Raw genomic sequence first — 23,838 nt, forward strand, 5'->3', positions numbered from 1 at the left:
TGGGGGTCGACAGACATGACGGATGCACTGACGTTTGCGAACGGATCGAGCGGTCGCGAAGCGGGCTCCGGACGTCGTGCCGCGATGTTCGCCCTTCTGGCGGGACTGGTCGTCGCGGGGCCGCTCACGGGCTGCGCCACGTCCGGCGAGAGCGATGTGGACGCGCTGGCGCTCGCCGCGCAGACCGAGCGGCCGGACGTTCTCTACAACCAGGGCCTCGCCAACCTCGAGGGCGGACGGCTCGGCGAGGCCGCCAAGAAGTTCGAGGCGATCGACCGCCAGCACCCCTATTCGGAATGGGCGCGCAAGGCGCTGGTGATGCGCGCCTTCGCCAGCTATCGCGGCGGCCAGTACGACGACGCGGTGAACTCGGCGCAGCGCTATCTCACGCTCTATCCCGGCTCCGAGGAAGCGCCCTACGCGCAGTACATCATCGGCCTCGCCTACTATCGCCAGATCCCGGACGTGACGCGCGACCAGAAGGAAGCGGGCCGCGCGGCCGCGGCGATGCGCGAGGTGATCGAGCGCTATCCCGATTCCGAATATGCCGAGGACGCGCGCACCAAGCTGCGCATCGCCCGCGACCAGCTCGCCGGCAAGGAGATGCAGGTCGGGCGCTACTATCTGGAGCGCCGCGAATACGTGGCGGCCGTGAACCGCTTCAAGAACGTCGTCGACGTCTACCCGGAATCGCGCCAGGTCGAAGAGGCGCTCGCCCGCCTGACGGAAGCCTATTACGCGATGGGCCTCGTCAACGAGGCGCAGGCGTCGGCTTCCGTTCTCGGGCAGAACTATCCCGATTCGCCCTGGTACCGGGACAGCTACCAGCTGCTCCAGTCCAAGGGCCTCGCCCCGCGCGCAGGGGGCGGCGACTCCTGGTTCGCCTCGGCGACAAGGCGCATCACCGGCGCCTGACAGGCACGCTTCACCGCCCTGCGTCGGTCACCGACCGACCCGGCGCGGAGGCGGTGCAGAGGCCGGGCGCCGCTCGATCGGTTCCCGCCTGCAAGACCTCCATCATCACCAAGCCACCTCGGGGCGCCTACGTCTGGCCGGACGTATGGCGCCCTTCGTATTCCTATACGGCAGAAACCGGTCGTGTCCTGTCGTTGCAGCCGAAAATGGCTTTCGAACCGCGGCGCCTCACCCAATCAGGTGATGACCCTGCGGGATCTAGCGTTTAAAATGGCCGGTGTTGTAAGGGTAGCTGTGCTTATGGTTCTGAATAAGAACTAAGGGCGTCTTTGTTTTGTTCGAAGCAAAGGTCGGCGTTGCCCGTAAGACTCTACGGCAAGGCCCCGAATGCTTCAGACATCCAAGGCCGTCGAGGCCGATCGAACCTTCATCAGGCGCGATATCGAAGGCCTGCGCGCCATCTCGGTACTCGCGGTGCTGACATTTCATGCCAATCCGGACTGGCTTCCGGGCGGTTTTCTCGGCGTCGACTTCTTCTTCGTCATCTCGGGCTATCTGCTGACGGCCATTCTCATCCGGGAGCGGCGCGAGGATCGGCTCTCGCTGGCCGCGTTCTACGAGCGACGCATTCGTCGGATCCTGCCGGCGCTCTTCCTGATGCTGGCGGTCACCGTGCCGCTGGCCATCGCTCTGATGCCGCCGGTGCAGCTCCGCCTCTACGGTGGCGCCCTGGTATCCACGGTCCTTTACGGCTCGAACATCTGGCTGATGCTGACGACGAACTACTTCTCGCCAGCGGCGGAAGAAAATCCGATCGTCCACACATGGAGTTTGTCGCTCGAGGAGCAGTTCTACATCGTCCTGCCCTTCGTGATCCTTCTGACCTGGAGGCTCGGCCGGCGCTGGATGCTGGCGGCGCTGATCGGGGGGGCCTTGCTTTCGCTGGCATTCGCCCATTCGGCATCTCTACTGGCGCCGACGCAAAGTTTCTACCTTCTGCCCACGCGCGCCTGGGAGCTGTTGCTGGGGTCGATCATCGCCGCCCTTCTCGACGGACGTGCCACGACCGACGGCCCGAGCCCCTCTCGGCGCGCCCACGAAGCTGCGACCGCGATCGGCCTCGCGGTCATTCTCGGCTACCTCTTTTTCGCCGATCCGGAAGGCGTCCATCCCGGTAGCGCCACGCTTCTTCCCATCGCCGGCGTGGCCGCTCTTCTCTATTGCGGCCATGGTCGAACGACGTTCGCGGGTCGGATCCTGGGACTGCGTCCGCTCGTGGCCTGCGGGCTGATCTCCTACTCGCTCTACCTCTGGCACCAGCCGCTATTCGCCTTCGCGCGCCTGTCCTCCCCGCAGGTGCCGTCGCCGTTCCTGTTCATTCTGCTCGCCGTGGCGGCCATTCTCCTGGCCATGGCAACCTATCGCTTCGTCGAACGGCCTTTCCGGGACCGTCGTTTTCTCAGTCAGAGAGCGGTCTTCGCCGGTGCCGCTCTCGTGAGCATCGCCTTCGTGGCGATCGGGGGCAGTCTCTATGCGGCGAACGGCTTTCCGGAACGGCTGAGCCCGCGGCAGGACGAAGCGATGCGCCTGTTGCAGACGGTCTGGCGCGAGCGGTCGGAGGCGATCCGGACGGGACAATGCCATTTCACCGAAGGAACGGGCGTCACGCTCGAGACCTTCGTGAAGGATTGGGCTCTTCGATGCCGGCCGAAAGCCGCCCATGGCCGGATCTTCGTGATCGGCGACAGCCATGCGGCCGATACGGCCGTCGCTCTTCGGAGCGTCAATCCGGATATCGGCCAGATCACGGCAGCCGGCTGCACCATACGCTGGTCGAAGATGAAGGGGCGGTGTCTGCGCATCTTCGAACGGTTGGTCGCCAGACTCGACCTGAGGCCCGACGATACGATCGTCATCGCGCAGCGCTGGACGGGACAGACCCGGCTGGACGCCTTCGCGGAGAATCTGGATCTGTGGAAGAAGTTCGGCGCCAGGGTGGTCTTGGTTTCGCCGCGGCCCGAATATCCGAACTTCCAGCGCCGTATCCTCTATGCCGCGGATCAGGCGGCATCGGCGCGTGTATCGGACATCTTGCAAAGCTTCGGCGACATTGAAGGCGAAGAAGGCCTGTCCCCCGCGGCTCGTGAAGACTTCGATGCGCAGGTGCGCGAAGCGGGCGTCGCCATCCTGCAGATGGACGATCTCATCTGCGGGCTGAGCGGCGACGGGTCTTGCGGTCCCGTCGTGGGAGAAACCTTGCTGATCTGCGACGAATCGCATCTGACGAGAACGGGCGCCCAGATGCTGGGACCGGACCTCTGGCACCGTCTCCAGCCCTTGCTCCCGGGAGGCTCATGAGGTCGTGAGCCGCCCGGCATGTCGGGCCCGAACCTCGCGAGCCGGCCGATCGCAAGCGTGGCGGCCTGGACCGGTCCCGGCGAGCAGACGGTGCCGCCGACCGACGCCGGCAGGGCGTCCACCGTTGGAGAGGTCCGGGCGGGATGCGCTCCGGATCGGCCGGGACGCATCCCGATCCGATCAGTCCGTCAGGTCGGCCGGGACCTTGCCGCCATTCTCGGCGAGCTTCTTCATCAGGGCCTTCTGGAGCCAGACGTTCATCGTCGCGCTGTCGTTCCTGTCGCCGGTATAGCCGAGCTCCTCGGCGAGTTCCTTGCGCTCGGACAGGCTGCTGTCGAGATGCAGCGCCTTCATCGTGTCCACGATCGAGGTGCGCCAATGCAGGGTCTGGCCACTGTCCTTGACGGCGCGATCCATGATCGCCTCGACATCGACTTCCGCGGCGTGGGTCGGCGCGGCGCCGGGCGCGGGGGCGGGCGTCGGGGCCGGCGAGAGGTTGGGCGAGGCCGGCTTGGCGACGGGTGGCGTTCCGGGCGTGCCGGCAGGTGCGGTGGAGGGCGCGGTTCCGGTCTGCGGGGCCGGCGCGGGAGCCGGGGCCGCCTGGGCCTGCTTGCCGAAGATCGCGTCCTTGATCTTGCCGAAGATGCTCATCCGAGTGATTCCTAGCGAGTGTGTGTTCAACGAAGCGTGAGACGTTTCGTGATGACAACGGCGGATGGGAAAGGCCGTTCCGTACCGCTTTCGGGGAGGGGCCGGTCGTCGGCCTGCGCGCCGAGCCTGCGGGGCTCGAGCCTTGCGGGCTCGAGGACGGCCATTCGCGACGGCATGCGGCTTGAAGAGAACGGAACATTTCGGCAACGCGTGTGGCGATTTCCCATGGCGAAGCGGCGCGGGGCGCCGTAAATAGGCGGCCATGCTCGTCCATCTCTCGATCCGCGACATCGTCCTCATCGAACGGCTCGACCTGACGCTCGGGGGCGGGCTGTCCGTGCTCACGGGCGAGACGGGCGCGGGCAAGTCCATCCTGCTCGACGCGCTCTCGCTGGCGCTCGGCGGGCGCGGCGACGGCTCGCTGGTGCGCCACGGCGCCCGGCAGGGCGAGGTGGTCGCCGTCTTCGACGTGGATGGCGCCCATCCGGCGCGCGCGCTCCTCACCGAGAACGGCTTCTCGGACGACGGCGACGTGGTACTGCGCCGCGTGCAGACGGCGGACGGGCGCACGCGCGTCTTCGTCAACGACCGGCCCTCCAGCGTCTCGCTGATGCGCGACCTCGGCGCGCAGCTCGTGGAGATCCACGGCCAGCACGACGACCGCGCGCTCGTCGATCCGGCCGCCCATCGCATGGTGCTCGACCAGTATGGCGCTCTGCAGCCGGACGCGGCCGCGGTGGCCGCCGGCTTCTCCGCCTGGCGACGGGCGGAGGACGAGCTGAAGATCCACCGCGCCAAGGTGAGCGCCGCCGCGCGCGAGGCGGACTATCTGCGGGCGTCGGTCGAGGAACTCTCGGACCTTGCGCCCCTCGCCGGCGAGGAGGAGGAACTCGCCGAGCGGCGGCAGGTGATGATGCGCTCGGAGAAGGTCGCGACCGATGTCAGCGACGCGCATGAGGAACTGTCGGGCCGCTCCTCCCCGGTGCCGGCGCTCGCCGCGCTCTTGAAGCGGCTCGACCGCAAGCGGCACGAGGCGCCGGGGCTTCTCGACGAGGCGGTGGAGCGCCTGGGCGCTGCGCTCGACGGGCTCGGCGAGGCGCAGATGATGCTGAACGCGGCGTTGCGCTCGCTCGAATTCGACCCGCGCGCGCTGGAGGAGACCGAGGAGCGGCTCTTCGCGCTGCGTGCGGCGGGCCGCAAGTATCAGGTGGCGGTGGACGACCTGCCGGCGCTGGCCGCGCGCATGGTCGGCGACCTCGCCGATCTCGATGCCGGCGAGGAGAAGCTGTCGCGGCTGGAGGCCGAGGTGGTGGAGAAGCGCGCGGCCTTCGACGCGCTGGCGCTGGCGCTCTCGCAGAAGCGCATGGTGGCGGCGCGGCTCCTGGAAGGCGCGGTGATGGCGGAACTTCCCGATCTGAAGCTCGAACGCGCCGAGTTCATCGTCGAGATCGCCAGCGCGCCGGAGCGGGCGTCGGCCTCCGGCATCGACGACGTGGAATTCCATGTTCGCACCAATCCGGGCACGCGCGCCGGGCCGATGATGAAGGTCGCCTCGGGCGGCGAGCTCTCGCGCTTCCTCCTGGCGCTGAAGGTGGCGCTCGCCGACCGCGGCTCTGCGCCGACGCTCGTCTTCGACGAGATCGACACGGGCGTCGGCGGCGCGGTGGCCGACGCGATCGGGCGCCGGCTCGGGCGGCTGGCCGGCACGGTGCAGGTGCTGTCTGTGACGCATGCCCCGCAGGTGGCAGCGCGCGCCGACACCCATCTCCTCATCTCCAAGGCGGAGGCCGAGGCGGGCGCCGGGCGCGTGTCGACCCGCGTCTCGGAGATCGGCCACGACGGCCGGCGCGAGGAGATCGCGCGCATGCTGGCGGGCGCGAGCGTGACCGACGAGGCGCGCGCGGCGGCCGCGCGGCTGATCGGGGCCGGCGGGCAGTGACCCGCCTGCCGGTGCTCGTCGTCGGCGCCGGACCGGTGGGGCTTGCGGTCGCGGTGGAGCTCTCGCGGCGCGGGCTCGCCGTGCGCATCGTGGATCCCGGCGACGGGCCGGTGCCGGACGAGCCGTCGCGCCCGCTTGTCATCCTTCCCGCAACGCTCGCCATCCTGGCCGCCTCGGGGCTGTCGGCGAGCCTTCCGTCTCTCGGCAACAGGCTCGTTAGCGCCTGTGTCGCGCGCGGCGGACGGCGGCTCGCCCGAATCGAGTTTCGCGCCGCCGCGCGCGACACGGCGTATCCGTTTCTCCTTTCGCTGGAAGCGGGACGCATGGAGCGAGCCATGGCCGAATGGCTGGCGGCGCGCGGGATCGGCGTCGAGCGCGGCGTTTCCATCACCGGCCTGCGCGACACGCACCGGCCGGTGGCGCTTCTCTCGACGGGCGAGGTCCTTGCCGTCGACGCCGTGGTCGGCTGCGACGGCGCCCGTTCCTGGCTGCGGCGCGAGCTCGGGATTCCCTTCGTCGGGGAGGATTCGCCCGGACGGTTCGCGTTTGTCGACGTGGAACGCGCGGCGGCCGCCGATGCCTCGATGCTGGAGATCGATCTGCTGCCCGGAGAGGGTGCCGTCGCCAGCGTCCCGTTGGACGCGAGGCGCGTGCGGCTGATCGGCGTGGAGGGTGGCGCGCAGGGGCTCCAAGACCGGGCGGAGGCTCTCGGCCGCATCCTCCGGCATTCGGACGTCTCGGTCGCCTTTCGCCATGCCGAGCGGATGGCGCGCGGGCGCGTGTTCCTGTGCGGGGATGCGGCCCACGGGCCTTCGCCCTTCGGCGGGCGGGGCATGACCCTCGGCATCGCGGACGCCGCCACGCTCGCCTTTCTCCTCAACACCGGTCGCGAGAGCGAATACGAGGCGATGCGCCTGCCCGTGGTGCGGCGCGCGATCGCGCGGGGGCGGGCCGCGACGCAGCGCCTCGCCGCACCGAACGCGGCGCTCCTGAAGGCGCTGCGCTGGCTCGCACCGGCCGCGCTCGCGCTGCCGGGCGTGCAGCGGCGGGTGGCCCGCGCGGTTCTGGCCCTCGACCTCCGGCCTGCACCTTGGCTATGACGGCGCGTCTAAGGCGGGGATGGGCATGAGCAGCAACGGCAGGCCGGTCGAGGAACTCGGCGAAGCGGACGCGGCGGCGGAACTGGCCTTTCTCGCCGCCGAGATCGCCGGGCACGACGAGCGCTATCACGCAGAGGACGCGCCGACGATCTCGGATGCCGACTACGACGCGCTGCGCCGCCGCAATGCCGCCATCGAGCGCGCCTTCCCGCATCTGGTGCGGGCGGACTCGCCCTCGGTGCGGGTCGGCTACAGCCCCTCGGCGAAATTCGCCAAGGTCGTGCATGCAAGGCCGATGCTCTCGCTCGACAACGCCTTTTCCGACGAGGACGTCGCCGATTTCGCCCGCCGCGCGCGCCGCTTTCTCGGGCTCGGAGAAGGCGCGCCGCTCGCCATCACCGCCGAGCCCAAGATCGACGGGCTCTCGCTCTCGCTGCGCTACGAGGACGGGCGCCTCGTCTCGGCGGCGACGCGCGGCGACGGGCAGGTGGGCGAGGACGTGACCGCCAACGCGCTGACGATCGACGACATTCCCCACCGCCTCGCGGGCGTGCGCCCGGCGGTCTTCGAGGTGCGCGGCGAGGTCTACATGACCCATGCCGATTTCCGCGCGCTGAACGAGCGGCTCGCGGGCGGCGCGGTGCCGGCGCCCCTGTCCGGGGAGGAAGCGGACGGTGAGGGCGGCGAGGAAGCCGACGCCGAACCCGCGGCCTCGGGCGCGAAGCTGCGCCAGTTCGCCAACCCGCGCAACGCGGCGGCGGGCTCGCTGCGCCAGAAGGACCCGGCCGTGACGCGCGCGCGGCCCCTGCGCTTCTTCGCCTATGCCTGGGGCGAGGTGTCCGACGTCCCGGGCAGGACGCAGACCGAGGTCGTGGAGGCGCTGGGGCGGATGGGGTTTTCCACCAACGCCGTGCCCCTGGAGGGACGCGAGGCGCCGCTGATGCGCCGCGTCGACAGCGTCGAGGGTCTGATCGAGCACTATCACCGCATCGAGGAGATGCGCGCCGGGCTCGGCTACGACATCGACGGCGTCGTCTACAAGGTGGACGATCTCGCCCTCCAGGCCGAGCTCGGCTTCGTCTCGCGCGCGCCGCGCTGGGCGATCGCGCACAAGTTCTCCGCCGAACAGGCGACGACCGTCGTGGAGGCGATCGACATCAATGTCGGGCGCACCGGCAAGCTCGCCCCGCTCGCGCGGCTGACGCCGGTGACGGTCGGCGGCGTCGTCGTCTCCAACGTGACGCTGCACAACGAGGACTATATCGCCGGGCGGGATGCCGACGGCGCGCCCATCCGGGGCGGCCGCGACATCCGCATCGGCGATACGGTCATCGTCCAGCGGGCCGGGGACGTGATCCCGCAGGTGGTGGACGTGGTGGCGGAGAAGCGGCCGGCCGGGGCCGTGCCCTTCGCCTTTCCCCATCGCTGCCCGGTCTGCGGCTCGCGGGCGGAGCGCGAGGTGAACCCGCGCACGGGCCGCATCGATTCGGTGCGCAAATGCGTGGCCGGCCTCACCTGCTCGGCGCAGGGGCGCGAGCGGCTGAAGCATTTCGTCTCGCGGCAGGCCTTCGACATCGAGGGGTTCGGCGAGGTCTATGTCGAGGCCCTGTTCGATGCCGGCCTCGTCAGGCAGCCCGCGGATATCTTCCGCCTGACCTTCGAGGACCTGAAGACGGTGATCGAGGAGCGCCAGCGCCTCCTGCGGCAGGAGAAGATCCGACTGGAGGACGAGATGCTGGCCGCGGCGGGCGAGCCGCCGAAGAAGCGCGGCAAGCCCAAGGCCTACGACTACACGACCGCGACGCGCAATCTGATGGAGGCGATCGAGCAGCGCCGCACGATCGCCTTCGAGCGCCTGATCTTCGCCCTCGGCATTCCCGAGATCGGCGAGACGACGGCGAAAGCCCTGGCGCGCCATTTCGGCACGATGCCGGCGCTGGGCGAGGCGGTGGCCGAGGCGGCCGGCGAGCAGCCGGGCGAGGCCTGGACGCGGCTCCTCGCCATCCCGCGCATCGGCGACGGCACGGTGGAGAAGCTGGTGGGCGCGACGCCCGAGGAACTCGCCGATCCCGGCTTCGACCCGACGAAGTCGGAGCGCATCCGCCTGACGAGCCCGCAGCGCGTTGCCCTTCGCGAGGCCTTCGGCGAGCCGGCCGCGATCCGCGCGGCGGTGGCGGCGGCCGCGGCGGCGCGGCCGGGTCCGGCCTATGAGTCGCTGGCTTCGCTCGGCGATGTCGGGCCGGTGGCGGCGCTCTCGCTCATCCACTTCTTCGGCGAGCCGCAAAATGTGGAGGCCGTCGACGCGCTGACGCGGGAGGTGCGGACCAGCGCGCCCGAGCGCGCGCGCACCGGCACGAGTTTCACCGGCAAGGTGATCGTCTTCACCGGGAGTCTCGAGAGGATGACGCGGCCGGAGGCCAAGGCGAAGGCCGAGGCGCTGGGCGCCAAGGTCTCGGGCTCGGTGTCGAAGAAGACCGATCTCGTCGTGGCCGGGCCGGGCGCGGGGTCCAAGCTGGAGGAGGCGCGCCGGCACGGCGTGGCGGTGATCGACGAGGACGAGTTCCTGCGCCAGGCCGGGGAGGCCTGAGACATGAAGGCTGCAACGCCGCCGCGCGCCGCCGGGCGGGCGCGCCGATGACCGTGATCGCGCTCGACTTCGAGACCGCCAATGCCGGGCGCGACAGCGCCTGCGCGGTCGGCGCCGTGTTCCTGGAGGACGGGGTCGTGACCGGCGAGGCCTATTCGCTGATCCGGCCGAAGAACCCGCGATTCGACGCGGGCAATGTCGCGATCCACGGGATCACCGCGCGGGACGTCGCCGGCGCGCCCGATTTCGTCGAGGCGATGGCGCCGGTCCTCAAGCGGCTGCCGGGCGCGCTGCTTCTCGCCCACAACGCCGCCTTCGATCTGGGGGTGCTGCGCGCGGCGGCGGGCCAGGCGGGACTCGCGCTGCCGGCCTTCCGCTCGGCCTGCACGGTAGCGCTCGCCCGCCACGCCTTCCCGACGCTCGCCAACCACAAGCTTCCGACCGTCGCCGCCCATCTCGGCCTGACGCTGCGCCACCACCATGCCGGCGACGACGCGCTCGCCTGCGCGCGGATCGCGCTCGCGGCGGCAAAGGCCGCGGGCACGGCGAGCATCGCCCATCATGCCGGGCTGATCGGCAAGCTCGTCTCGCACGCGCCCGGCCGGGCCGCGGTGCCGGCCGCCGGCGGGCTGGCGGCGCGGGCCCTGAAGGCGGCGGGCCTCTCGGCGACGGTCGCCACGCGCTTCGTGGTGCGCGGCTCGACCGGCACGCCCTACAATGTCGACCTGACGCGCAGTGCCGGCGGGGCGCTGCGCCTTTCCTGCGACTGCCGCGGGGCGATGTTCGGGCGCCAGTGCCGCCACGTGAAGGGGCTTCTGAGGGGCGAGGTGGACGATCTCCTCTCGGGCAACGCCGCCGAGGTGGCGGGGCTGGCGCGCCGGCTCGGCCAGAGGTGAGGAGGCGCGCGGGCGCTTTGCGGCGCGCCGTGGTGATTGCGCAATAGCGCGCTGCAGCGTGGCGTCGCATAGTGGGACAAGGCCGCCGTCGCGCGGCGCGGGAGAGGGGCTCGCAGCCCCCGTCCCATCCTGTTCATCGCCGCCCGGTCTTGCAGGGGACGGCGCGGCGTGCATCGAGATCGTCCGAAATGGCCACCGCAATCCTCTCGCGTCCCGGCCGCTGGGCCGCCGCCTTCGCCTGCCTTTCGACGATCGCGCTCACGGTGCCCGCGCCCGCGCAGCCCGCGCCCGAGCGCCCGCCGCTGATCCAGCCGAACGACGTCGACGCGCTGGCGGCGATCCTCGAAGGCTACGGTTCGGCGGAGGTGGAGCGCACCGACGGCGGCGACCCGGTGATCCTCGGCACGCTCAACGGCACGGGCTATCAGGTCTTCTATCTCGACTGCCGCGAGGGGCGGGACTGCCGCTCGGCGAGCTTCTACGCCATCTGGAACACGCCGGGCGTCAGTCTCGAGCAGGTGAACGACTGGAACCGGTCGGACCCGTTCCACAAGGCCTATCTCACCGAGGAGAACTTCCCCGTGCTCGAGCTGAACGTCTCCCTCGTCGGCGGGCTGACGGCGCGCAACGTCGACGATATCGCCGAGCGCTGGACGGTGGCCCTCGCCAAGTTCGAGACGACCGTCCTCAACCCCGGACAATGAGCACGGCCGACCCGTCCTTCGCGCGGGACGAGAAGCGCGGAAGCGAGCCCGCGTCCGAGATCTCGGCCGCGATGCGCGACGTCCTGCCGGTGATCCTGGCGATCTTCCCGTTCGGTCTCCTGGCGGGCGCGGTCTCGGTGGGCGCGGGCATGAGCGTCCTGGAGGCCGTCGGCCTCTCGGCCAGCGTCTATGCCGGGGCCTCGCAGCTCGCCGCGATCGAGATGCAGTCGCACGGCGTGCCGCTCTGGTCGGTCCTCGTCACGGTCTTCGCGCTGAACTTCCGCCACGTCCTCTATTCGGCCGCGGTCGGGCGCCATCTGACGCGCTTCTCCGGGTTGCAGAAGGCGCTCGCCTTCTTCCTCCTCGTCGACCCGACCTTCGGGGCGGCGGAATCCCGTGCGGCGCGGGGGCAGATCACCAAGCGCTACTATTTCGTCTACGGACTCGTCCTCTACGGGGTCTGGCTCGTCACGACGCTGGTCGGCGCGGTGTTCGGCAGCGCCATCGAGAACCCGGCGGCCTACGGGATCGACTTCATCCTGCCGGCCTATTTCCTGGCGCTCCTGATGACATTCCGCCATCGCGGCGGGTTCTACCCGGTCGCGCTGGCGAGCCTTGCCTCCTCGACGCTGGTCTATCTGCTGCTCGGCCCGCCCTGGCACGTGACGATCGGCGCGCTCGGCGGCATCGCCTATGCCGCCCTCGCGGCGCCGTCGCGACCCACGGTCGAGAGGACGGAGGGCATGGATGTCTGACGTCTGGACGCTGATCGTCTTCGGCGGGCTCCTCACCTACGCCACGCGCTTTGCCGGCCATGTCCTGATCGGGCGGCTGGAAACCATTCCCCGGCGTCTGGAAGCGGCGCTGAACGCCGTGCCCGCCGCCGTCATCACCACGATCGTGACGCCGGCGCTGGTCGCCGGCGACTGGGCGGAGCGGGGGGCGATCCTCCTGTGCTTCTGCCTCTCCTTCCGTCTGCCGCTGATCGTCACCGTCGCCATCGGCACGGCGGTCGTCGCTCTTGCCCGCGCCTACGGGGCCTGAGACCGGCGCCAAGAAAAAGGCCCGCCTTGCGGGCGGGCCTTGGTCGAATGCCGAACGATGGGCGATGCTCAGCTTTCCTGGATCGCCGAGAGCTTCCAGTCGCCGCCGTTCTCGCGCACGAAGGTCCACAATTCCGTCGTCTCCGTCGGCCGGCTCGGGTCGCCCGAGACGACGGCGCGGGTCGAGCGGTCGCGCATGACGTCGATCGCCTCGTAGCGCATGGCGACGGTCGCGTAGTCCGTGCGGCCCTCGCGCCAGGCTTCGGCCAGATCGCCCTGCAGGAGCTTCACCGAGGACACGTCGTTCTTGCGGCCTTCGGTGGCATTCTCGCCGAGTTCCTCGGAGAGGTAGGACATGATCTCGGGCGTCGTGATCTGGCGCAGCGTGCCGTAGTCCTCGCGGGTGAAGGCGGCCTGAACCTCGCCGAGACGACGCTCGAACGTGTCGAAGTCGGCGGGCGTGATGCCGACCGTGTCGGTGGGCACAGTCGAGGCGGCGGGCCTCGTTGCGGCGCGGGCGCCGATGGGCGTTCCGCTGACCCCCGAACCGCCGGCGGCGGGACGGGGGGCCTGCGGATAGGCCTCGCGCTGCACGCCCTGCGGGCCGGCATAGGACGGGGTCGACGCCGAGCGGCGGCGGAAGAGCTTCATCAGCAGGAACACGCCGAGGCCGATGAGCAGCGCCTGGACGATGAGCGCCATGAAGCCGCCGAGACCGCCGAAGCCCGTGCCCATCAGCATGCCGAAGAGGCCGCCGAGGGCAAGGCCCCCGAGGAGACCGCCGAACATGCCGCCGCGCGAGCGCTGCGCGGCCGCGGCCGTCGCGCCCGTGGCGGCGGCGCCCGGCTGGGCCTGGCTCGGCGAGGTCATGGAACGCTGCACCGGGGCGGCGGCGTTGGGCGCGGTCGCCGTGGGCGGCGCCGACTGGTAAGTGCGCGCGCCGCGGCTGCCGAAGCTGCCTCCGCGCCGTGCATCCGCGGTGTCGACCGCCACGGCCGATAGAGCGATGAGAAGGCTTCCGAAGAGAGCCCCGGTACGAAGGCGGCTGGCCATGGAATGGTCCCGTCTGGTTGATCTGCCACCGGCATATGGGGACGGGGGATCGGCGATGCGAGAGGAAAAGACACGCCGTGCCGCATCAATCGTCGATGCAGTGCGGTATGGTTGACGCATCTCAGCGCGAGAGCGCGCGCGTCGCCTCGTTCAGCCCTTCCAGCGTCAGCTCGAACATGTGTCCCGCCAGGCGCTCGCGCACCATCGCGATCGAGGGCGTGTGGGCCCAGGCCCCCCGCGGCACGGGGTTCAGCCACACCGAGCGCTGGAAATGGCCGGCCATGCGCTCCAGCCAGACATGGCCGGCCTCCTCGTTCCAGTGCTCCACCGAGCCGCCGGGCACGGCGATCTCGTAGGGGCTCATCGTGGCGTCGCCGACGAAGATGGCGCGCGTGTCCGGCGGAAGGCGCGCGAGGACCTCGCGGGTGCCAAGGCTTTCCTGGCCGCGGCGGCGGTTGTCGGTCCACAGCCGCTCGTAGGGGCAATTGTGGAAATAGTAGAAGGAGAGGCGGCGCAGCTCGGCGCGGGCGGCGGAAAACAGGTCCTCCACCACGCGCACGTGATCGTCCATCGAGCCGCCGACGTCGAGGAAGAGCGCGACCTTCACCCCGTTGCGCCGCTCGGGGCGAGTGCGCACTTCCAGCATCGCCTTCTCGGCCGTCGCGCGGATCGTCTCGGGCAGGTCGAACTCCTCGGCCGCGCCCTCGCGCACCCAGCGGCGCAGGCGCTTGAGGGCAAGGCGCATGGCGCGCGTGCCGCTCTCCAGCCCGTCGTCGTAGTCCCTGAAGTCGCGCCGGTCCCAGACCTTCACGGCGCGCCGGTGGCGGCTTTCCGCCTGCCCGATGCGCACGCCTTCGGGATTGTAGCCGTCCGCGCCGAAGGGCGAGGTGCCGCCGGTGCCGATCCATTTCGAGCCGCCCTGGTGTCGCCCCTTCTGCTCCTCGAGCCGCTTCTTCAGGGTCTCCATCAACGCGTCGAAGCCGCCGAGACTCTTCACCAGCGCCTTCTCCTCCTCGCTCAGGTGCTTCTCGGCGAGGCGGCGCAGCCATTCCTCCGGCAGATCGTGGGGTCCGACGCCCTCGGCCGCTGGCCCCGACACGGCCTCGACGCCCTTGAAGACCTCGGCAAAGACGCGGTCGAACCGGTCGACGAAGCGCTCGTCCTTCACCAGGACGGTGCGCGCGAGGTGATAGAAGCCCTCGACGTCGAAGGTGACGAGATCGGCGCCGAGCGCGTCGAGGAGCGCGAGATGCTCGCGCAGCGACACGGGTACGCCGGCGGCCTTGAGGCGGAGGAAGAAGCCGAGGAACATCGTCGAAGGGTAGGGCGGCGCCGGGTGCTTGTCACCGCCCGGCGCGCGGTGATGGGGCGGGCGTGGCTTGTCAGCCGGGCAGGCGGATCTCGCCCTTCAGATAGGTCTGCGCGCGCCCCGCCACGATGACGGACTCCGGCTCCAGCCGGCAGAACAGGTCGCCGCCCCGCCGCGACACCTGCCGGGCGTGGAACGCGTCCCGGCCCGTGCGCGCGGCCCAGAAGGGCACGAGGCCGCAATGGGCCGAGCCTGTCACCGGATCCTCGTCGATGCCGCCCTTGGGCGCGAAATAGCGCGAGACGAAGTCGCAGCCATCGCCCGGCGCCGTCGCCATCACGTTGCGGCAGGGGAGCTTGGCCATCGCGCGGAAGTCGGGTTGGAGCGCGCGCACCTGCGCTTCCGTCTCGAACAGCGCGAGCCAGGTGTCGTCCGCGGCGGCCGGGATCACATGGGCCTCGACGGGGCGGGCGTTGAGGACCGTCGTCAGCCGTTCCACCGGCCCCGGCTTCGACACGTCGCGGCGCGGCAGGCGCATCTCCAGCCGCCCGTCGCGGCGCGCGACGGCGAGATCGCCCGACAGGGTCTCGAAGGTGAAGACGGGCCCGGGTTCGCCCATCTCCTCGAACAGGACATGCGCGCTCGCCAGCGTCGCGTGCCCGCACAGCGGCACCTCGATGGCCGGCGTGAACCAGCGCAGGCGCCAGCGCGCGGGCCCGGCCGGCACGAGAAAGGCCGTCTCCGAAAGATTGTTCTCCGTCGCGATCGCCTGCAGCACCTCGTCGGGCAAGAAGCCGGCCAGCGGCACCACGGCGGCGGGATTGCCGGCGAACAGGCGGTCGGCGAAGGCATCGACCTGGAAGATGGGAAGGGTGGGCATGGTGGCGCGTTTCTTTCGAAAGTCACGAAAACGGAATGGGGAACCGCGTTTCAGACGCCGAGCTGGCGGAACCGGCCTTTGAAGTTGATGCCCATTTCCAACATGATGGGTGGATCGAAACGCAGCATCGTCTCGTGGAGATTGGGCCATTGATGGACGAGAACCGCGCAGCAGCGGTTCATCGGGGTCTTCTGGTAGGCGGCGTCGAGGACCACCCCTCTCAGCTTTGCGAGGCGGAATGCCCGTGCTTCGGCCTTGTTGCGGCGTATACGCTGATCGCCGGTGATCACCAGCCACTCGTCCCCGCTTGCGGCCAGATATTCGATCCACTCGACGTCGGTGGGATGAGACAGGGGCAGGGACCGCAGGTGGATGGCCTGATGACCCTGCGGCTCGATGAAGCCGTTCAACGTCGTCGCCATCAGCGGCGAGGTGCAGTTGTCGAAAAGCACCTTCATGCCGCCCGGGACGCAAGCCTCGTTTCGAATTCGATCGCGCGCCGGATCGCCGCAACCGGCACCAGCCAGAGTCGTGCCGCCTGCTCGGCGCCGCCCTCCGCCTCGGCGGCCGCCGCCAGGACCGCGGTCGGAATGCCGCTGTCCGCTTCGATGGGCTGTCCGAAGGAGCGCGTGGGATCGACGAGGATGCCTGCCTGCCGGCGTCTCGGCCACCATCGCACGGGCACGTCGGCGTCGAATTCGGTGTCGCGCAGGCTCTGCTTCAGAATTTCCTGGAACGCGAACTGCCGTTTCAGGAGGTCGAGAAGCACGACGTCGCCGGTCTCGTTTGCGATCTCGAGAAAGATCGCCTTTCCATCGGTTCGGAATGCACGACTGGACAGTGGATGACTGCCGATATCGAGACGCCGCGCCTCGTCGATCGCCTTGCGCACGGCGACGGGACTGACTCCTTCCCCGATGATGGCCGCGGCGGCGCGCAGCTCCATCAGATCGCGAAAGCCCAGATAAAGGCCCTCTTCGGGGATCGAGACCTGAGGTGTCCAAAGGGGATCGTAGTGTTTCGCGCCGATGTCGTGACCGCGCAGCCATCGGATGATCTTGCGACCGGAGATACCCGTCAGGCGCGCCGATTCGGCGGCCGTGTAGAGGCCTATGCCGAGAAGAGGATTGGGCGTCGGTGCGTTCAAGGCGGGCGATGTCCTCGTTTGGTCCAGTCTACCACAGTTCACCGGGACGCCATGCGAGTTGAGATGCGCCGGCCCTGCGCAAGTCCTACCCCTGCCGCCGCGCCAGAAAGGCCAGGCGTTCGAAGAGGTGGACGTCCTGCTCGTTCTTGAGAAGGGCGCCGTGGAGCTTGGGGAGGGCCTTGGTGGGGCTCTCGCGCAGGTCCTGCGCCTCGATGTCCTCGGCCACGAGGAGGCGGATCCAGTCGAGGGCTTCGGAGGTGGAGGGGCGCTTCTTGAGGCCGGGCTGCTCACGGATCTCGTAGAACTGCGTGAGGGCGGCGCGCAGGAGGTCCCGCTTGATGCCGGGATGGTGGATCTCGACGATGCGGGCCAGCGTCTCCGGGTCGGGGAACTGGATGTAGTGGAAGAAGCAGCGACGCAGGAAGGCGTCGGGCAGCTCCTTCTCGTTGTTGGAGGTGATGACGACGATCGGCCGGTGGACGGCGCGCACGGTCTCGCCCGTTTCGTAGACGTCGAACTCCATGCGGTCGAGCTCCTGCAGGAGGTCGTTCGGGAACTCGATGTCGGCCTTGTCGATCTCGTCGATGAGGAGGATGACGCGCTCGGGCGCGGCGAAGGCCTCCCAGAGCTTGCCGCGGCGGATGTAGTTGGCGATGTCCTGGACGCGCGGATCACCCAGCTGGCTGTCGCGGAGGCGCGAGACGGCGTCGTATTCGTAGAGCCCCTGCGCGGCGCGCGTGGTGGACTTCACCGTCCAGGCGATGAGGCGAAGGCCGAGGGCGGCCGCGATCTCGCGGGCCAGTTCGGTCTTGCCGGTGCCGGGCTCGCCCTTGACGAGGAGCGGGCGCTGGAGCGCGATCGCGGCATTCACCGAGATGCGCAGGTCCTTGCCGGCGAGATAGGTCTGCGTTCCCTGAAACTGCATGGGGCGGGCCACTCCTGATCGATCGCGCAGGACCATAGGCCGGGACCGCGCGCGTGCAAGGCGCGGCGGCGCTTCTTCGCGGCGCGGCGGAGGCCGCCCTTCTCAGCCCGGGGCGCGCTCGCCTCTGCACACCTGTGCGGCGAGGCCGCAGCGCCTATGTCGGCCGGATGCGGCGGCGCCGGCCGGGCCGCCCGAGACGGAACGCTTCTTCCCTGGATTTCTCGCGATGACCGACACGCCTGCCGCATCGGCCCAGGCCGACCTCGCCGCGCCGCTCGGCACCGCCCGCACGGTGCTCTTCGCCTTCACCTGCGGGGCGCTCGCCGCCAATCTCTACTATGCGCAGCCGACCATCGCACTGATCGGGCGCGATGTCGGCCTCTCGGTGACGAGCGAGAGCCTCGTCGTGACGCTGGCGCAGATCGGCTACGCGATCGGCCTCGTGGCGCTGGTGCCGCTCGGCGACGTGGTGGAGAACCGCGCACTGATCCTCTGGACCATGGCGGCGAACGTCGTGGCGCTGTTCGGCCTCGCCTTCGCGCCCAGCCTCTGGGCGCTGTTCGCGGCCATGCTCGTCGTCGGCGCCACGTCCTGCGCGGCGCAGATGATCGTGCCCCTGGCGGCCACGCTCGCCCCGCCGCGGGAGCGCGGGCGCGTCGTCGGCAACGTGATGACGGGGCTCCTCGGCGGCATTCTCCTGGCGCGGCCGCTCTCCTCCTTCCTCGCCGAGTTCTTCGGATGGCGCGGCATCTTCCTCGTCTCGGCGGCGGCGATCACGGCGCTGACGTTCGCCGGCCTCTTCGCGCTGCCGCGGCGCCGGCCGGCGCATGCGGAGCGCTATCTGACGCTCATCGCCTCGCTCGGGCGCCTCTTCGTCGCCGAGCCGGTGCTGCGGCGGCGCGCGATCCTGCATGCGGCGATGTTCGCCAGCTTCTCGATGTTCTGGACGGGCGTGCCGCTCGTGCTCTTCGCCGCGCCCTTCGGCTTCTCGCCGAGCGGCGTGGCGCTCTTCGCGCTCGCCGGCGTGCTCGGCGTCTTCGCCGCGCCCGTCGCCGGGCGTCTCGCCGACCGCGGGCACACGCGGACCGGCACGATCGCCGCGCTGCTCGTCGTGGCGCTCTCCTTCGCGATCGCGCTTCTGGGCTCGGCCTCGCTGGCCGCGCTCCTGGCGGCGGCGATCCTGGTCGATCTCGGCGTGCAGGCCAATCTCGTCCTGTCGCAGCGCGAGATCTATCAGCTCGACGAGAGGATCCGCAGCCGCCTGAACGCGGCCTTCATGACGGTCTTCTTCCTGGGCGGCGCGCTCGGCTCGGCGCTGACGAGCCCGGTTCTGGAACAGTTCGGCTGGCGCGGCCTCTGCGCGCTCGGCATCGCCTTTCCGCTTCTGGCGCTCGCCTATTTCCTGCGCTCCGAGCGGGCGGCCTGACGCGTCTCCCAGCGTTCGAGAAAGGCCTCGACGGAGAGGTCGCGCATGTCGGGCACGGCGTCGAAGAGCTCGTCGGGCGCAAAGTCCCACCAGGCGAGCGCGAGGAGGCGGGCGGCGTGCGCCTCGCCGAGGCGCCGGCGCAGGGGCTTCGCCGGCACGCCCGCCACGATCGTGTAGGGCGGGACGTTTCGGGTGACGACGGCGTTCGCCCCGATCACCGCGCCGGTGCCGACGGTAACGCCCGGCATGACCACCGCGCCATGGCCGATCCAGACATCGTGGCCGATCGTGACGCGCGCCTCGCGCCGCTCCTGCCGGAAGGCGGCGTCGACGGGCCGCCAGCGGAAATATTCGTTGGGGCGGTAGCTCACCTTGTGGGTCGTCACCCGGTCGAGCGGATGGGCGAGCGCGTTGAGGCGCACATTGGCGGCGATGGAGCAGAACTTGCCGATCGTGGCATAGGCGGCTTCGCCGTTGCGCTCGAAATAGCTGAAGTCGCCGACCTCGACCTCGCGCAGGACGGTGCCGCGGCCGATCTCGACATGGCGGCCGAGCACGGCGTCCTTCACCTGCGCGCTCTGGTGGACGCGCGGCGCGTCGGCGCGGAACCGCAAGGGGCCGGCCATGGCCTCGGCGCGGCGGCGCTCGTCCTCGTCCTCCTCGCTCATGGCGTGTCCCCGTCTCGATCCCGTCCATCCCCGCCGTGACTGGCGAGGACGCGAGCGCGACGCTATACTGGCCTCATGCGCCGCTCGGCAAACCTCCACCCCGCGATCCTGCCCGCCTGCCTCGCCGCGGCGATCGGCGCCGGCGGCGCCTTCGCCGTCTACGGCTGGGCGAGCCACGGCGAGGCGCTGTTCCGGGCGCTGGCGGCCTCGCCGCTCGCCTGGTGCCTGTGACCCGGCCGGCGGCGGCGACATCGCGGCGCTTGCCCTTGCCGGCCCCGCGCGGCTAGAGGCAGGCCTCCGGGCGGCATCGCCTCCAGTGCAAGGGTCTCCATGTCGAAGCTGCGCATCATCCTGTGGTCGCTCGTCGGCCTCGTCGCCGGGGCGGCGCTCGCGGTCGCCATTCTCGTGGGGCGTGGCGGCACGGCGAGCGAGGAGGTCGCCTTCGGCGCGCCCTTCAAGCTCGTCGACCAGAACGGGGCGCCGGTGACGGAGGCGATCTTCAAGGGGCGGCCCTCGGCCGTCTTCTTCGGCTTCACCCATTGCCCGGACGTGTGCCCGACGACGCTCTTCGAGCTCGCCGGCCACGAGAAGGCGATGAAGGCCGAGGGCAAGGATCTCAACGTCGTGTTCGTGACCGTCGATCCCGAACGCGACACGCCGGCCGTCATCAAGCCCTATGTCGAGGCCGTGGCGCCCGACATCACGGCCATCACCGGCGCGCCCGCGGAAGTCGCCGCGATGACGAAGAGCTGGGGCGTCTATTCCAGGAAGGTGGGCGAGGGCGACGACTACCAGATGGACCACACGGCCACGACCTATCTCATCGACCGCAACGGCGCCTTCGCCGGCACCATCGCCTATGGCGAGAACCCGGACACGGCGCGGGCCAAGCTCGAAAAGCTGGCCGGCGCATGAGCGGGACGGGCGAGAAGCTGCCGCGGCAAGTCCGCTACTATCTCCTCGCCGGACGCGAGGCGGCCGAGCGCGCCTATGCGGCGCTCGACGAGGCCTTCTTCGAGACCGAAGGCGCGCCCGTGGCGATGACGGAGATCGACGAGAAGGCGCAGCGCTTCGAGGTCTCGGCCTATCTCGACACGCCCGAGGGCACGGACCGGCGCGAGGCGTTCGCGCGCGCGGCCGGCATCGCGCTGGAGGAGGCGGTGCGCGAGGATCTCGACGCGGCCAGGGACTGGATGGCGGACGTGCTCGCCGCGCTGAAGCCGGTGCGGGCCGGACGCTTCCTGGTGCATGGGGCGCACGACGCGGACAAGGTGCGGCCCGGGGATCTCTCGATCCTCATCGAGGCGGGCCAGGCCTTCGGCACGGGCCATCACGGCACGACCGCCGGATGCCTGGAGATGATCGAGGCGCTGGTGCGCCGGCGACGGCCGGTGAACGCGCTGGATCTGGGCACGGGCAGCGCTGTTCTGGCGATCGGCCTCGCGCTTCTGGCGCGCGTGCCGGTCCTGGCGACCGACATCGATCCCGTGGCAACGAAGGTCGCGGCCGGCAATGCGGCGGCGAACGGCGTCTCGCAGCTGGTGAAGACGGTGACGGCGGCCGGTTTCGACGCGCCGGCGGTGCGCGGGCGCGCGCCCTACGACTTCATCGTCGCCAACATCCTGGCGGGGCCGCTGATGCGGCTGGCGCCGCAATTCGAGCACCATCTGGCGCCCGGCGGCGACATCGTCCTCTCGGGCATCCTCGCCACGCAGCGGCGCGCGGTGCTGGCGGCCTTCCGCAATCAGGAGCTCGTCCATCGCGGCACGCTGCAGCGCGGCGACTGGGTGACGCTGCACCTGTCGCGGTGAAGCGGAACGGCGCGCGCGCCGGGGTCCGGACATGCGAACGCCCGGCCGTTCAGCGACCGGGCGTTCCGTTCATACGTCCGGCGGGCGATCAGTGGCGGCGCGGAGCGCTCGCCTCGAACAGCGACTCGCGGGCGGCGGACAGCGTCTCGCCACGGCCGATGACCGAGTAGGCGTCTTCGTTGAAGCGGCGGGCGGTGCGCTCGCGACCGCTGATATTTCTCTGCATCGACATGCGACTTAAACCTGTTGAACGCCGGTTTACCCGGCTGGAGGACTGGCAGAAGCTGGCGGACGTCATCGGATCGAACCTCGAACGAATCTTCCTGCCTCCCGTCCATCTCCATATGCGGTGGCGGGCCGCGTTCCGGTATGCCCGCCCGCGCATAGGTCCATCCCGGATATTGCATTGCAATATGGGCGGCCCCTTCAGCTTGCCTTAAGCTTTCTGGACATTCACCCTGCGGGGCGCCGTGCCCCATCCGTCATCCTCCGTCCTTTCACGAGACATTTCAGCATGTTCCAGTCCTTCGACGAGACCGCCGACTTCTCGCAGAGCGCCTCGCGCCTCGCTCGCCTGCGGGCGGCGCTGACAGACGCCGGGGTGGACGGCTTCCTCGTGCCGCGCGCCGACGAGCATCAGGGCGAGTACATTCCCGACAGTGCCGCGCGGCTTGCCTGGCTCACCGGCTTCTCCGGCTCGGCCGGCATGGCGGTGGTGCTGAGGGACAGGGCGGCGCTTCTCGTCGACGGGCGCTACACGCTGCAGGTCCGCTCGCAGATCGACACGGGCGCGGTGGAGCCGGTCTCGACGGTCGAGACCTCGCTGGAGGCCTTCCTCGCGGAAGCGGCGCCGGGCGCTTCGATCGGCTACGACCCTTGGCTCCACACGAGCGGCGAGGTGGCGCGGCTGGAGAAGGCGCTGGCGGCGACCGGCGGGCGGCTGGTGGCGCTGGCGCACAACCCCGTCGACCGCATCTGGAACGACCGGCCGGCGCCGCCGCAGGGGCGCGCCGCGCTCCACCCGGAAGCCTTGGCGGGCGAGAGCGCCGCGGCCAAGCTGGAGCGCATGCGCGCGGCGATGGCGAAGGCCGATGTCGCCGCGACCGTGCTCACGGACCCGTCCTCGATCGCCTGGACCTTCAACCTGCGCGGTTCGGACGTGCCGCACACGCCGCTGATGCTGGCCTTCGCCATCCTGCCGCGCGAGGGGCGGCCGGTGCTCTTCGTCGACGGCGCCAAGCTCGACGCCGAGACGCGCGCCGCGCTCGCCCCGCTTGCCGAGATCGAGGCGCCGGACGGGCTGGAGGCGGCGCTGCGCCGACGCGCCAGGGGCGGGCGCATCGGCCTCGACCCGGCGCTCGCGGCAAGGCGCCTCTTCGACCTCGTGGAGCAGGCCGGCGGCACGGCGGTGGAGTTCGCCGACCCGGCGCGCCTGCCGCGCGCGGTCAAGAACGCGGCCGAGCTCGACGGCGCGCGGGCGGCGCATCGGCGCGACGGGGCGGCCGTCTGCGCCTTCCTCGCCTGGCTGGACGGGCAGGAACCCGGCACGCTGACCGAGATCGGAGCGGCCAAGGCGCTGGAGGCGGCGCGCGCCGAGCGGGGGCGCAAGGAAGGGATGGACCTTCTCGACATCTCCTTCGACACGATCGCGGGGTCGGGGCCGAACGGGGCCATCGTCCATTACCGCGTCAACGAGAACAGCGACCGCACGCTCCGGGCGGGCGAACTCTTCCTGCTCGATTCGGGCGCGCAGTATCGCGACGGCACGACCGACATCACCCGCACCGTGCCGATCGGTCCCGTGGGCGCCGACGAGCGGCGGATGTTCACGCTGGTCCTGAAAGGCATGATCGCGATCTCCACGGCGCGCTTTCCCAAGGGCACGCGCGGCCTGGACCTCGACCCGCTGGCGCGCATCGCCCTGTGGAAGGCCGGCGTGAACTACGCGCATGGCACGGGCCATGGCGTCGGCTCCTATCTCGCCGTGCACGAGGGGCCGCAGTCGCTCTCGCCGCGCGGGGCGGCGGTTCTGCTGCCGGGCATGATCCTTTCCAACGAGCCCGGCTACTACCGCGAGGGCGAATTCGGCATCCGCATCGAGAATCTCGTCGTGGTGGAGGAGGCGCGCCCCATCGAGGGCGGCGATCTGCCGATGCACGCGTTCGAGACGCTGACGCTGGTGCCCGTCGACCGCCGCCTCGTGGAGGTCGGCCTCCTGACGCCGGAGGAGCGGGACTGGCTCGACGCCTATCACGCGCGTGTGCGCGCCGAGATCGCGCCGCTTCTGGACGAGCGGGCCCGCGCCTGGCTGGAGGAAAAGACGGCGCCGCTCGCCCCTTGACCTCAAGCCGCCCGGTGGCGTGGTACGACGGGCGAGGCATGAAAAAGCCCGGCGGCGAGGGGATCGCCGCCGGGCCGTTCATGGC

General features: G+C 70.5%; 23 protein-coding genes. 14 read left to right on the plus strand and 9 right to left on the minus strand.

Annotated features, from left to right (window positions below):
• The first annotated feature begins 84 nt into the window (after positions 1-84).
• Both ASG48_RS06665 and ASG48_RS06670 read left to right on the plus strand, forming a co-directional pair.
• Positions 85-915 carry an outer membrane protein assembly factor BamD gene (locus ASG48_RS06665; RefSeq protein WP_082529290.1) on the plus strand — a complete coding sequence of 277 codons (831 nt, stop codon included), beginning with the start codon at positions 85-87 and terminating at the stop codon, positions 913-915.
• Between the two features lie 387 nt (positions 916-1,302).
• Positions 1,303-3,273, plus strand: a complete 1,971-nt coding sequence (locus ASG48_RS06670) for an acyltransferase family protein (RefSeq protein WP_055846993.1) — start codon at positions 1,303-1,305, stop codon at positions 3,271-3,273.
• Between the two features lie 180 nt (positions 3,274-3,453).
• Here ASG48_RS06670 and ASG48_RS06675 read toward each other — a convergent pair whose 3' ends face one another.
• On the minus strand, positions 3,454-3,924 hold the full coding sequence (locus ASG48_RS06675; protein WP_055846996.1) for a DUF3597 domain-containing protein: 471 nt from the start codon (positions 3,922-3,924) through the stop codon (positions 3,454-3,456).
• Positions 3,925-4,186: 262 nt separating this feature from the next.
• On the opposite strand from ASG48_RS06675, the gene recN reads away from it, so the two are divergent.
• The 7 genes from recN to ASG48_RS06710 all read left to right on the plus strand — a co-directional run bounded on the left by recN (position 4,187) and on the right by ASG48_RS06710 (position 12,194).
• Entirely contained in the window at positions 4,187-5,863 is a 1,677-nt protein-coding gene (gene recN, locus ASG48_RS06680) for a DNA repair protein RecN (RefSeq protein ID WP_055846999.1), read from the plus strand.
• Positions 5,860-6,963, plus strand: a complete 1,104-nt coding sequence (locus ASG48_RS06685; RefSeq protein ID WP_055847001.1) for an NAD(P)/FAD-dependent oxidoreductase — start codon at positions 5,860-5,862, stop codon at positions 6,961-6,963. Before recN ends, ASG48_RS06685 begins: the two co-directional genes overlap by 4 nt.
• 25 nt (positions 6,964-6,988) lie before the next feature.
• Positions 6,989-9,550, plus strand: coding sequence for an NAD-dependent DNA ligase LigA (gene ligA / locus ASG48_RS06690; protein WP_156381480.1), 2,562 nt, complete (start codon positions 6,989-6,991; stop codon positions 9,548-9,550).
• A gap of 47 nt (positions 9,551-9,597) precedes the next feature.
• Entirely contained in the window at positions 9,598-10,446 is an 849-nt protein-coding gene (locus ASG48_RS06695) for a 3'-5' exonuclease (protein ID WP_055847007.1), read from the plus strand.
• Positions 10,447-10,634: 188 nt separating this feature from the next.
• The gene (locus tag ASG48_RS06700; RefSeq protein ID WP_055847010.1) at positions 10,635-11,150 is read left to right on the plus strand and encodes a YbjN domain-containing protein; all 516 of its coding nucleotides are present in this window, start codon (positions 10,635-10,637) and stop codon (positions 11,148-11,150) included.
• Positions 11,147-11,905, plus strand: a complete 759-nt coding sequence (locus tag ASG48_RS06705) for an AzlC family ABC transporter permease (protein WP_055847013.1) — start codon at positions 11,147-11,149, stop codon at positions 11,903-11,905. The genes ASG48_RS06700 and ASG48_RS06705 overlap by 4 nt, the downstream gene beginning before the upstream one ends.
• Complete coding sequence (locus ASG48_RS06710; protein ID WP_055847016.1) at positions 11,898-12,194, plus strand: AzlD domain-containing protein; 297 nt, start codon at positions 11,898-11,900, stop codon at positions 12,192-12,194. Before ASG48_RS06705 ends, ASG48_RS06710 begins: the two co-directional genes overlap by 8 nt.
• 68 nt (positions 12,195-12,262) lie before the next feature.
• Here the strand turns inward: ASG48_RS06710 and ASG48_RS06715 are convergent, their stop codons facing one another.
• From ASG48_RS06715 to ASG48_RS06740, 6 genes are all read right to left on the minus strand, one after another.
• A complete protein-coding gene (locus tag ASG48_RS06715; protein ID WP_055847019.1) occupies positions 12,263-13,246 on the minus strand; it encodes a Tim44 domain-containing protein in 984 nt (327 codons plus the stop codon).
• Positions 13,247-13,367: 121 nt separating this feature from the next.
• Complete coding sequence (locus ASG48_RS06720) at positions 13,368-14,558, minus strand: VWA domain-containing protein (RefSeq protein WP_055847022.1); 1,191 nt, start codon at positions 14,556-14,558, stop codon at positions 13,368-13,370.
• Between the two features lie 70 nt (positions 14,559-14,628).
• Positions 14,629-15,435, minus strand: a complete 807-nt coding sequence (locus ASG48_RS06725) for a PhzF family phenazine biosynthesis protein (RefSeq protein WP_055847025.1) — start codon at positions 15,433-15,435, stop codon at positions 14,629-14,631.
• A gap of 50 nt (positions 15,436-15,485) precedes the next feature.
• Positions 15,486-15,893: a hypothetical protein gene (locus ASG48_RS06730; protein WP_055847028.1), complete on the minus strand. Its 408-nt coding sequence runs from the start codon at positions 15,891-15,893 to the stop codon at positions 15,486-15,488.
• Positions 15,890-16,582, minus strand: a complete 693-nt coding sequence (locus ASG48_RS06735) for a hypothetical protein (RefSeq protein WP_055847031.1) — start codon at positions 16,580-16,582, stop codon at positions 15,890-15,892. Before ASG48_RS06735 ends, ASG48_RS06730 begins: the two co-directional genes overlap by 4 nt.
• An 85-nt stretch (positions 16,583-16,667) precedes the next feature.
• Complete coding sequence (locus tag ASG48_RS06740) at positions 16,668-17,507, minus strand: MoxR family ATPase (protein ID WP_055847033.1); 840 nt, start codon at positions 17,505-17,507, stop codon at positions 16,668-16,670.
• Positions 17,508-17,733: 226 nt separating this feature from the next.
• On the opposite strand from ASG48_RS06740, the gene ASG48_RS06745 reads away from it, so the two are divergent.
• On the plus strand, positions 17,734-18,933 hold the full coding sequence (locus tag ASG48_RS06745; RefSeq protein ID WP_055847035.1) for an MFS transporter: 1,200 nt from the start codon (positions 17,734-17,736) through the stop codon (positions 18,931-18,933).
• Here ASG48_RS06745 and ASG48_RS06750 read toward each other — a convergent pair.
• The gene (locus ASG48_RS06750) at positions 18,903-19,559 is read right to left on the minus strand and encodes a DapH/DapD/GlmU-related protein (protein WP_055847984.1); all 657 of its coding nucleotides are present in this window, start codon (positions 19,557-19,559) and stop codon (positions 18,903-18,905) included. The genes ASG48_RS06745 and ASG48_RS06750 overlap by 31 nt on opposite strands.
• A 117-nt stretch (positions 19,560-19,676) precedes the next feature.
• Between ASG48_RS06750 and ASG48_RS18235 the strand changes: the two genes are divergently transcribed.
• The 3 genes from ASG48_RS18235 (at position 19,677) to ASG48_RS06760 (ending at position 21,412) form a co-directional block, all read left to right on the plus strand.
• Complete coding sequence (locus tag ASG48_RS18235) at positions 19,677-19,832, plus strand: hypothetical protein (protein ID WP_156381481.1); 156 nt, start codon at positions 19,677-19,679, stop codon at positions 19,830-19,832.
• A 99-nt stretch (positions 19,833-19,931) separates the two neighbouring features.
• Entirely contained in the window at positions 19,932-20,516 is a 585-nt protein-coding gene (locus ASG48_RS06755; RefSeq protein WP_055847038.1) for an SCO family protein, read from the plus strand.
• Positions 20,513-21,412 carry a 50S ribosomal protein L11 methyltransferase gene (locus tag ASG48_RS06760; RefSeq protein WP_055847041.1) on the plus strand — a complete coding sequence of 300 codons (900 nt, stop codon included), beginning with the start codon at positions 20,513-20,515 and terminating at the stop codon, positions 21,410-21,412. The genes ASG48_RS06755 and ASG48_RS06760 overlap by 4 nt, the downstream gene beginning before the upstream one ends.
• Positions 21,413-21,500: 88 nt before the next feature.
• On the opposite strand, the gene ASG48_RS18240 is transcribed toward ASG48_RS06760, so the two are convergent.
• Positions 21,501-21,644 (minus strand): hypothetical protein, encoded by a 144-nt coding sequence (locus ASG48_RS18240; RefSeq protein WP_156381482.1) that lies wholly within the window; start codon positions 21,642-21,644, stop codon positions 21,501-21,503.
• Positions 21,645-21,926: 282 nt separating this feature from the next.
• Here ASG48_RS18240 and ASG48_RS06765 point away from each other — a divergent pair, with 282 nt between their 5' ends.
• Positions 21,927-23,753 (plus strand): aminopeptidase P family protein, encoded by a 1,827-nt coding sequence (locus ASG48_RS06765; protein ID WP_055847043.1) that lies wholly within the window; start codon positions 21,927-21,929, stop codon positions 23,751-23,753.
• Positions 23,754-23,838 lie beyond the last annotated feature (85 nt).

The organism is Aurantimonas sp. Leaf443 (genome assembly GCF_001425575.1).
GTDB lineage: Bacteria > Pseudomonadota > Alphaproteobacteria > Rhizobiales > Rhizobiaceae > Leaf443.

What these genes read in the sequence shown, in the direction of transcription:
- ASG48_RS06665 (WP_082529290.1), top strand. Translation starts at nt 85, where the DNA reads ATGTTCGCCCTTCTGGCGGGACTGGTCGTCGCGGGGCCGCTCACGGGC.
- ASG48_RS06670 (WP_055846993.1), top strand. Translation starts at nt 1,303, where the DNA reads ATGCTTCAGACATCCAAGGCCGTCGAGGCCGATCGAACCTTCATCAGG.
- ASG48_RS06675 (WP_055846996.1), bottom strand. Translation starts at nt 3,924, where the DNA reads ATGAGCATCTTCGGCAAGATCAAGGACGCGATCTTCGGCAAGCAGGCC.
- recN (WP_055846999.1), top strand. Translation starts at nt 4,187, where the DNA reads ATGCTCGTCCATCTCTCGATCCGCGACATCGTCCTCATCGAACGGCTC.
- ligA (WP_156381480.1), top strand. Translation starts at nt 6,989, where the DNA reads ATGAGCAGCAACGGCAGGCCGGTCGAGGAACTCGGCGAAGCGGACGCG.
- ASG48_RS06695 (WP_055847007.1), top strand. Translation starts at nt 9,598, where the DNA reads ATGACCGTGATCGCGCTCGACTTCGAGACCGCCAATGCCGGGCGCGAC.
- ASG48_RS06700 (WP_055847010.1), top strand. Translation starts at nt 10,635, where the DNA reads ATGGCCACCGCAATCCTCTCGCGTCCCGGCCGCTGGGCCGCCGCCTTC.
- ASG48_RS06705 (WP_055847013.1), top strand. Translation starts at nt 11,147, where the DNA reads ATGAGCACGGCCGACCCGTCCTTCGCGCGGGACGAGAAGCGCGGAAGC.
- ASG48_RS06710 (WP_055847016.1), top strand. Translation starts at nt 11,898, where the DNA reads ATGTCTGACGTCTGGACGCTGATCGTCTTCGGCGGGCTCCTCACCTAC.
- ASG48_RS06715 (WP_055847019.1), bottom strand. Translation starts at nt 13,246, where the DNA reads ATGGCCAGCCGCCTTCGTACCGGGGCTCTCTTCGGAAGCCTTCTCATC.
- ASG48_RS06720 (WP_055847022.1), bottom strand. Translation starts at nt 14,558, where the DNA reads ATGTTCCTCGGCTTCTTCCTCCGCCTCAAGGCCGCCGGCGTACCCGTG.
- ASG48_RS06725 (WP_055847025.1), bottom strand. Translation starts at nt 15,435, where the DNA reads ATGCCCACCCTTCCCATCTTCCAGGTCGATGCCTTCGCCGACCGCCTG.
- ASG48_RS06730 (WP_055847028.1), bottom strand. Translation starts at nt 15,893, where the DNA reads ATGAAGGTGCTTTTCGACAACTGCACCTCGCCGCTGATGGCGACGACG.
- ASG48_RS06740 (WP_055847033.1), bottom strand. Translation starts at nt 17,507, where the DNA reads ATGCAGTTTCAGGGAACGCAGACCTATCTCGCCGGCAAGGACCTGCGC.
- ASG48_RS06745 (WP_055847035.1), top strand. Translation starts at nt 17,734, where the DNA reads ATGACCGACACGCCTGCCGCATCGGCCCAGGCCGACCTCGCCGCGCCG.
- ASG48_RS06750 (WP_055847984.1), bottom strand. Translation starts at nt 19,559, where the DNA reads ATGGCCGGCCCCTTGCGGTTCCGCGCCGACGCGCCGCGCGTCCACCAG.
- ASG48_RS18235 (WP_156381481.1), top strand. Translation starts at nt 19,677, where the DNA reads ATGCGCCGCTCGGCAAACCTCCACCCCGCGATCCTGCCCGCCTGCCTC.
- ASG48_RS06755 (WP_055847038.1), top strand. Translation starts at nt 19,932, where the DNA reads ATGTCGAAGCTGCGCATCATCCTGTGGTCGCTCGTCGGCCTCGTCGCC.
- ASG48_RS06760 (WP_055847041.1), top strand. Translation starts at nt 20,513, where the DNA reads ATGAGCGGGACGGGCGAGAAGCTGCCGCGGCAAGTCCGCTACTATCTC.
- ASG48_RS18240 (WP_156381482.1), bottom strand. Translation starts at nt 21,644, where the DNA reads ATGTCGATGCAGAGAAATATCAGCGGTCGCGAGCGCACCGCCCGCCGC.
- ASG48_RS06765 (WP_055847043.1), top strand. Translation starts at nt 21,927, where the DNA reads ATGTTCCAGTCCTTCGACGAGACCGCCGACTTCTCGCAGAGCGCCTCG.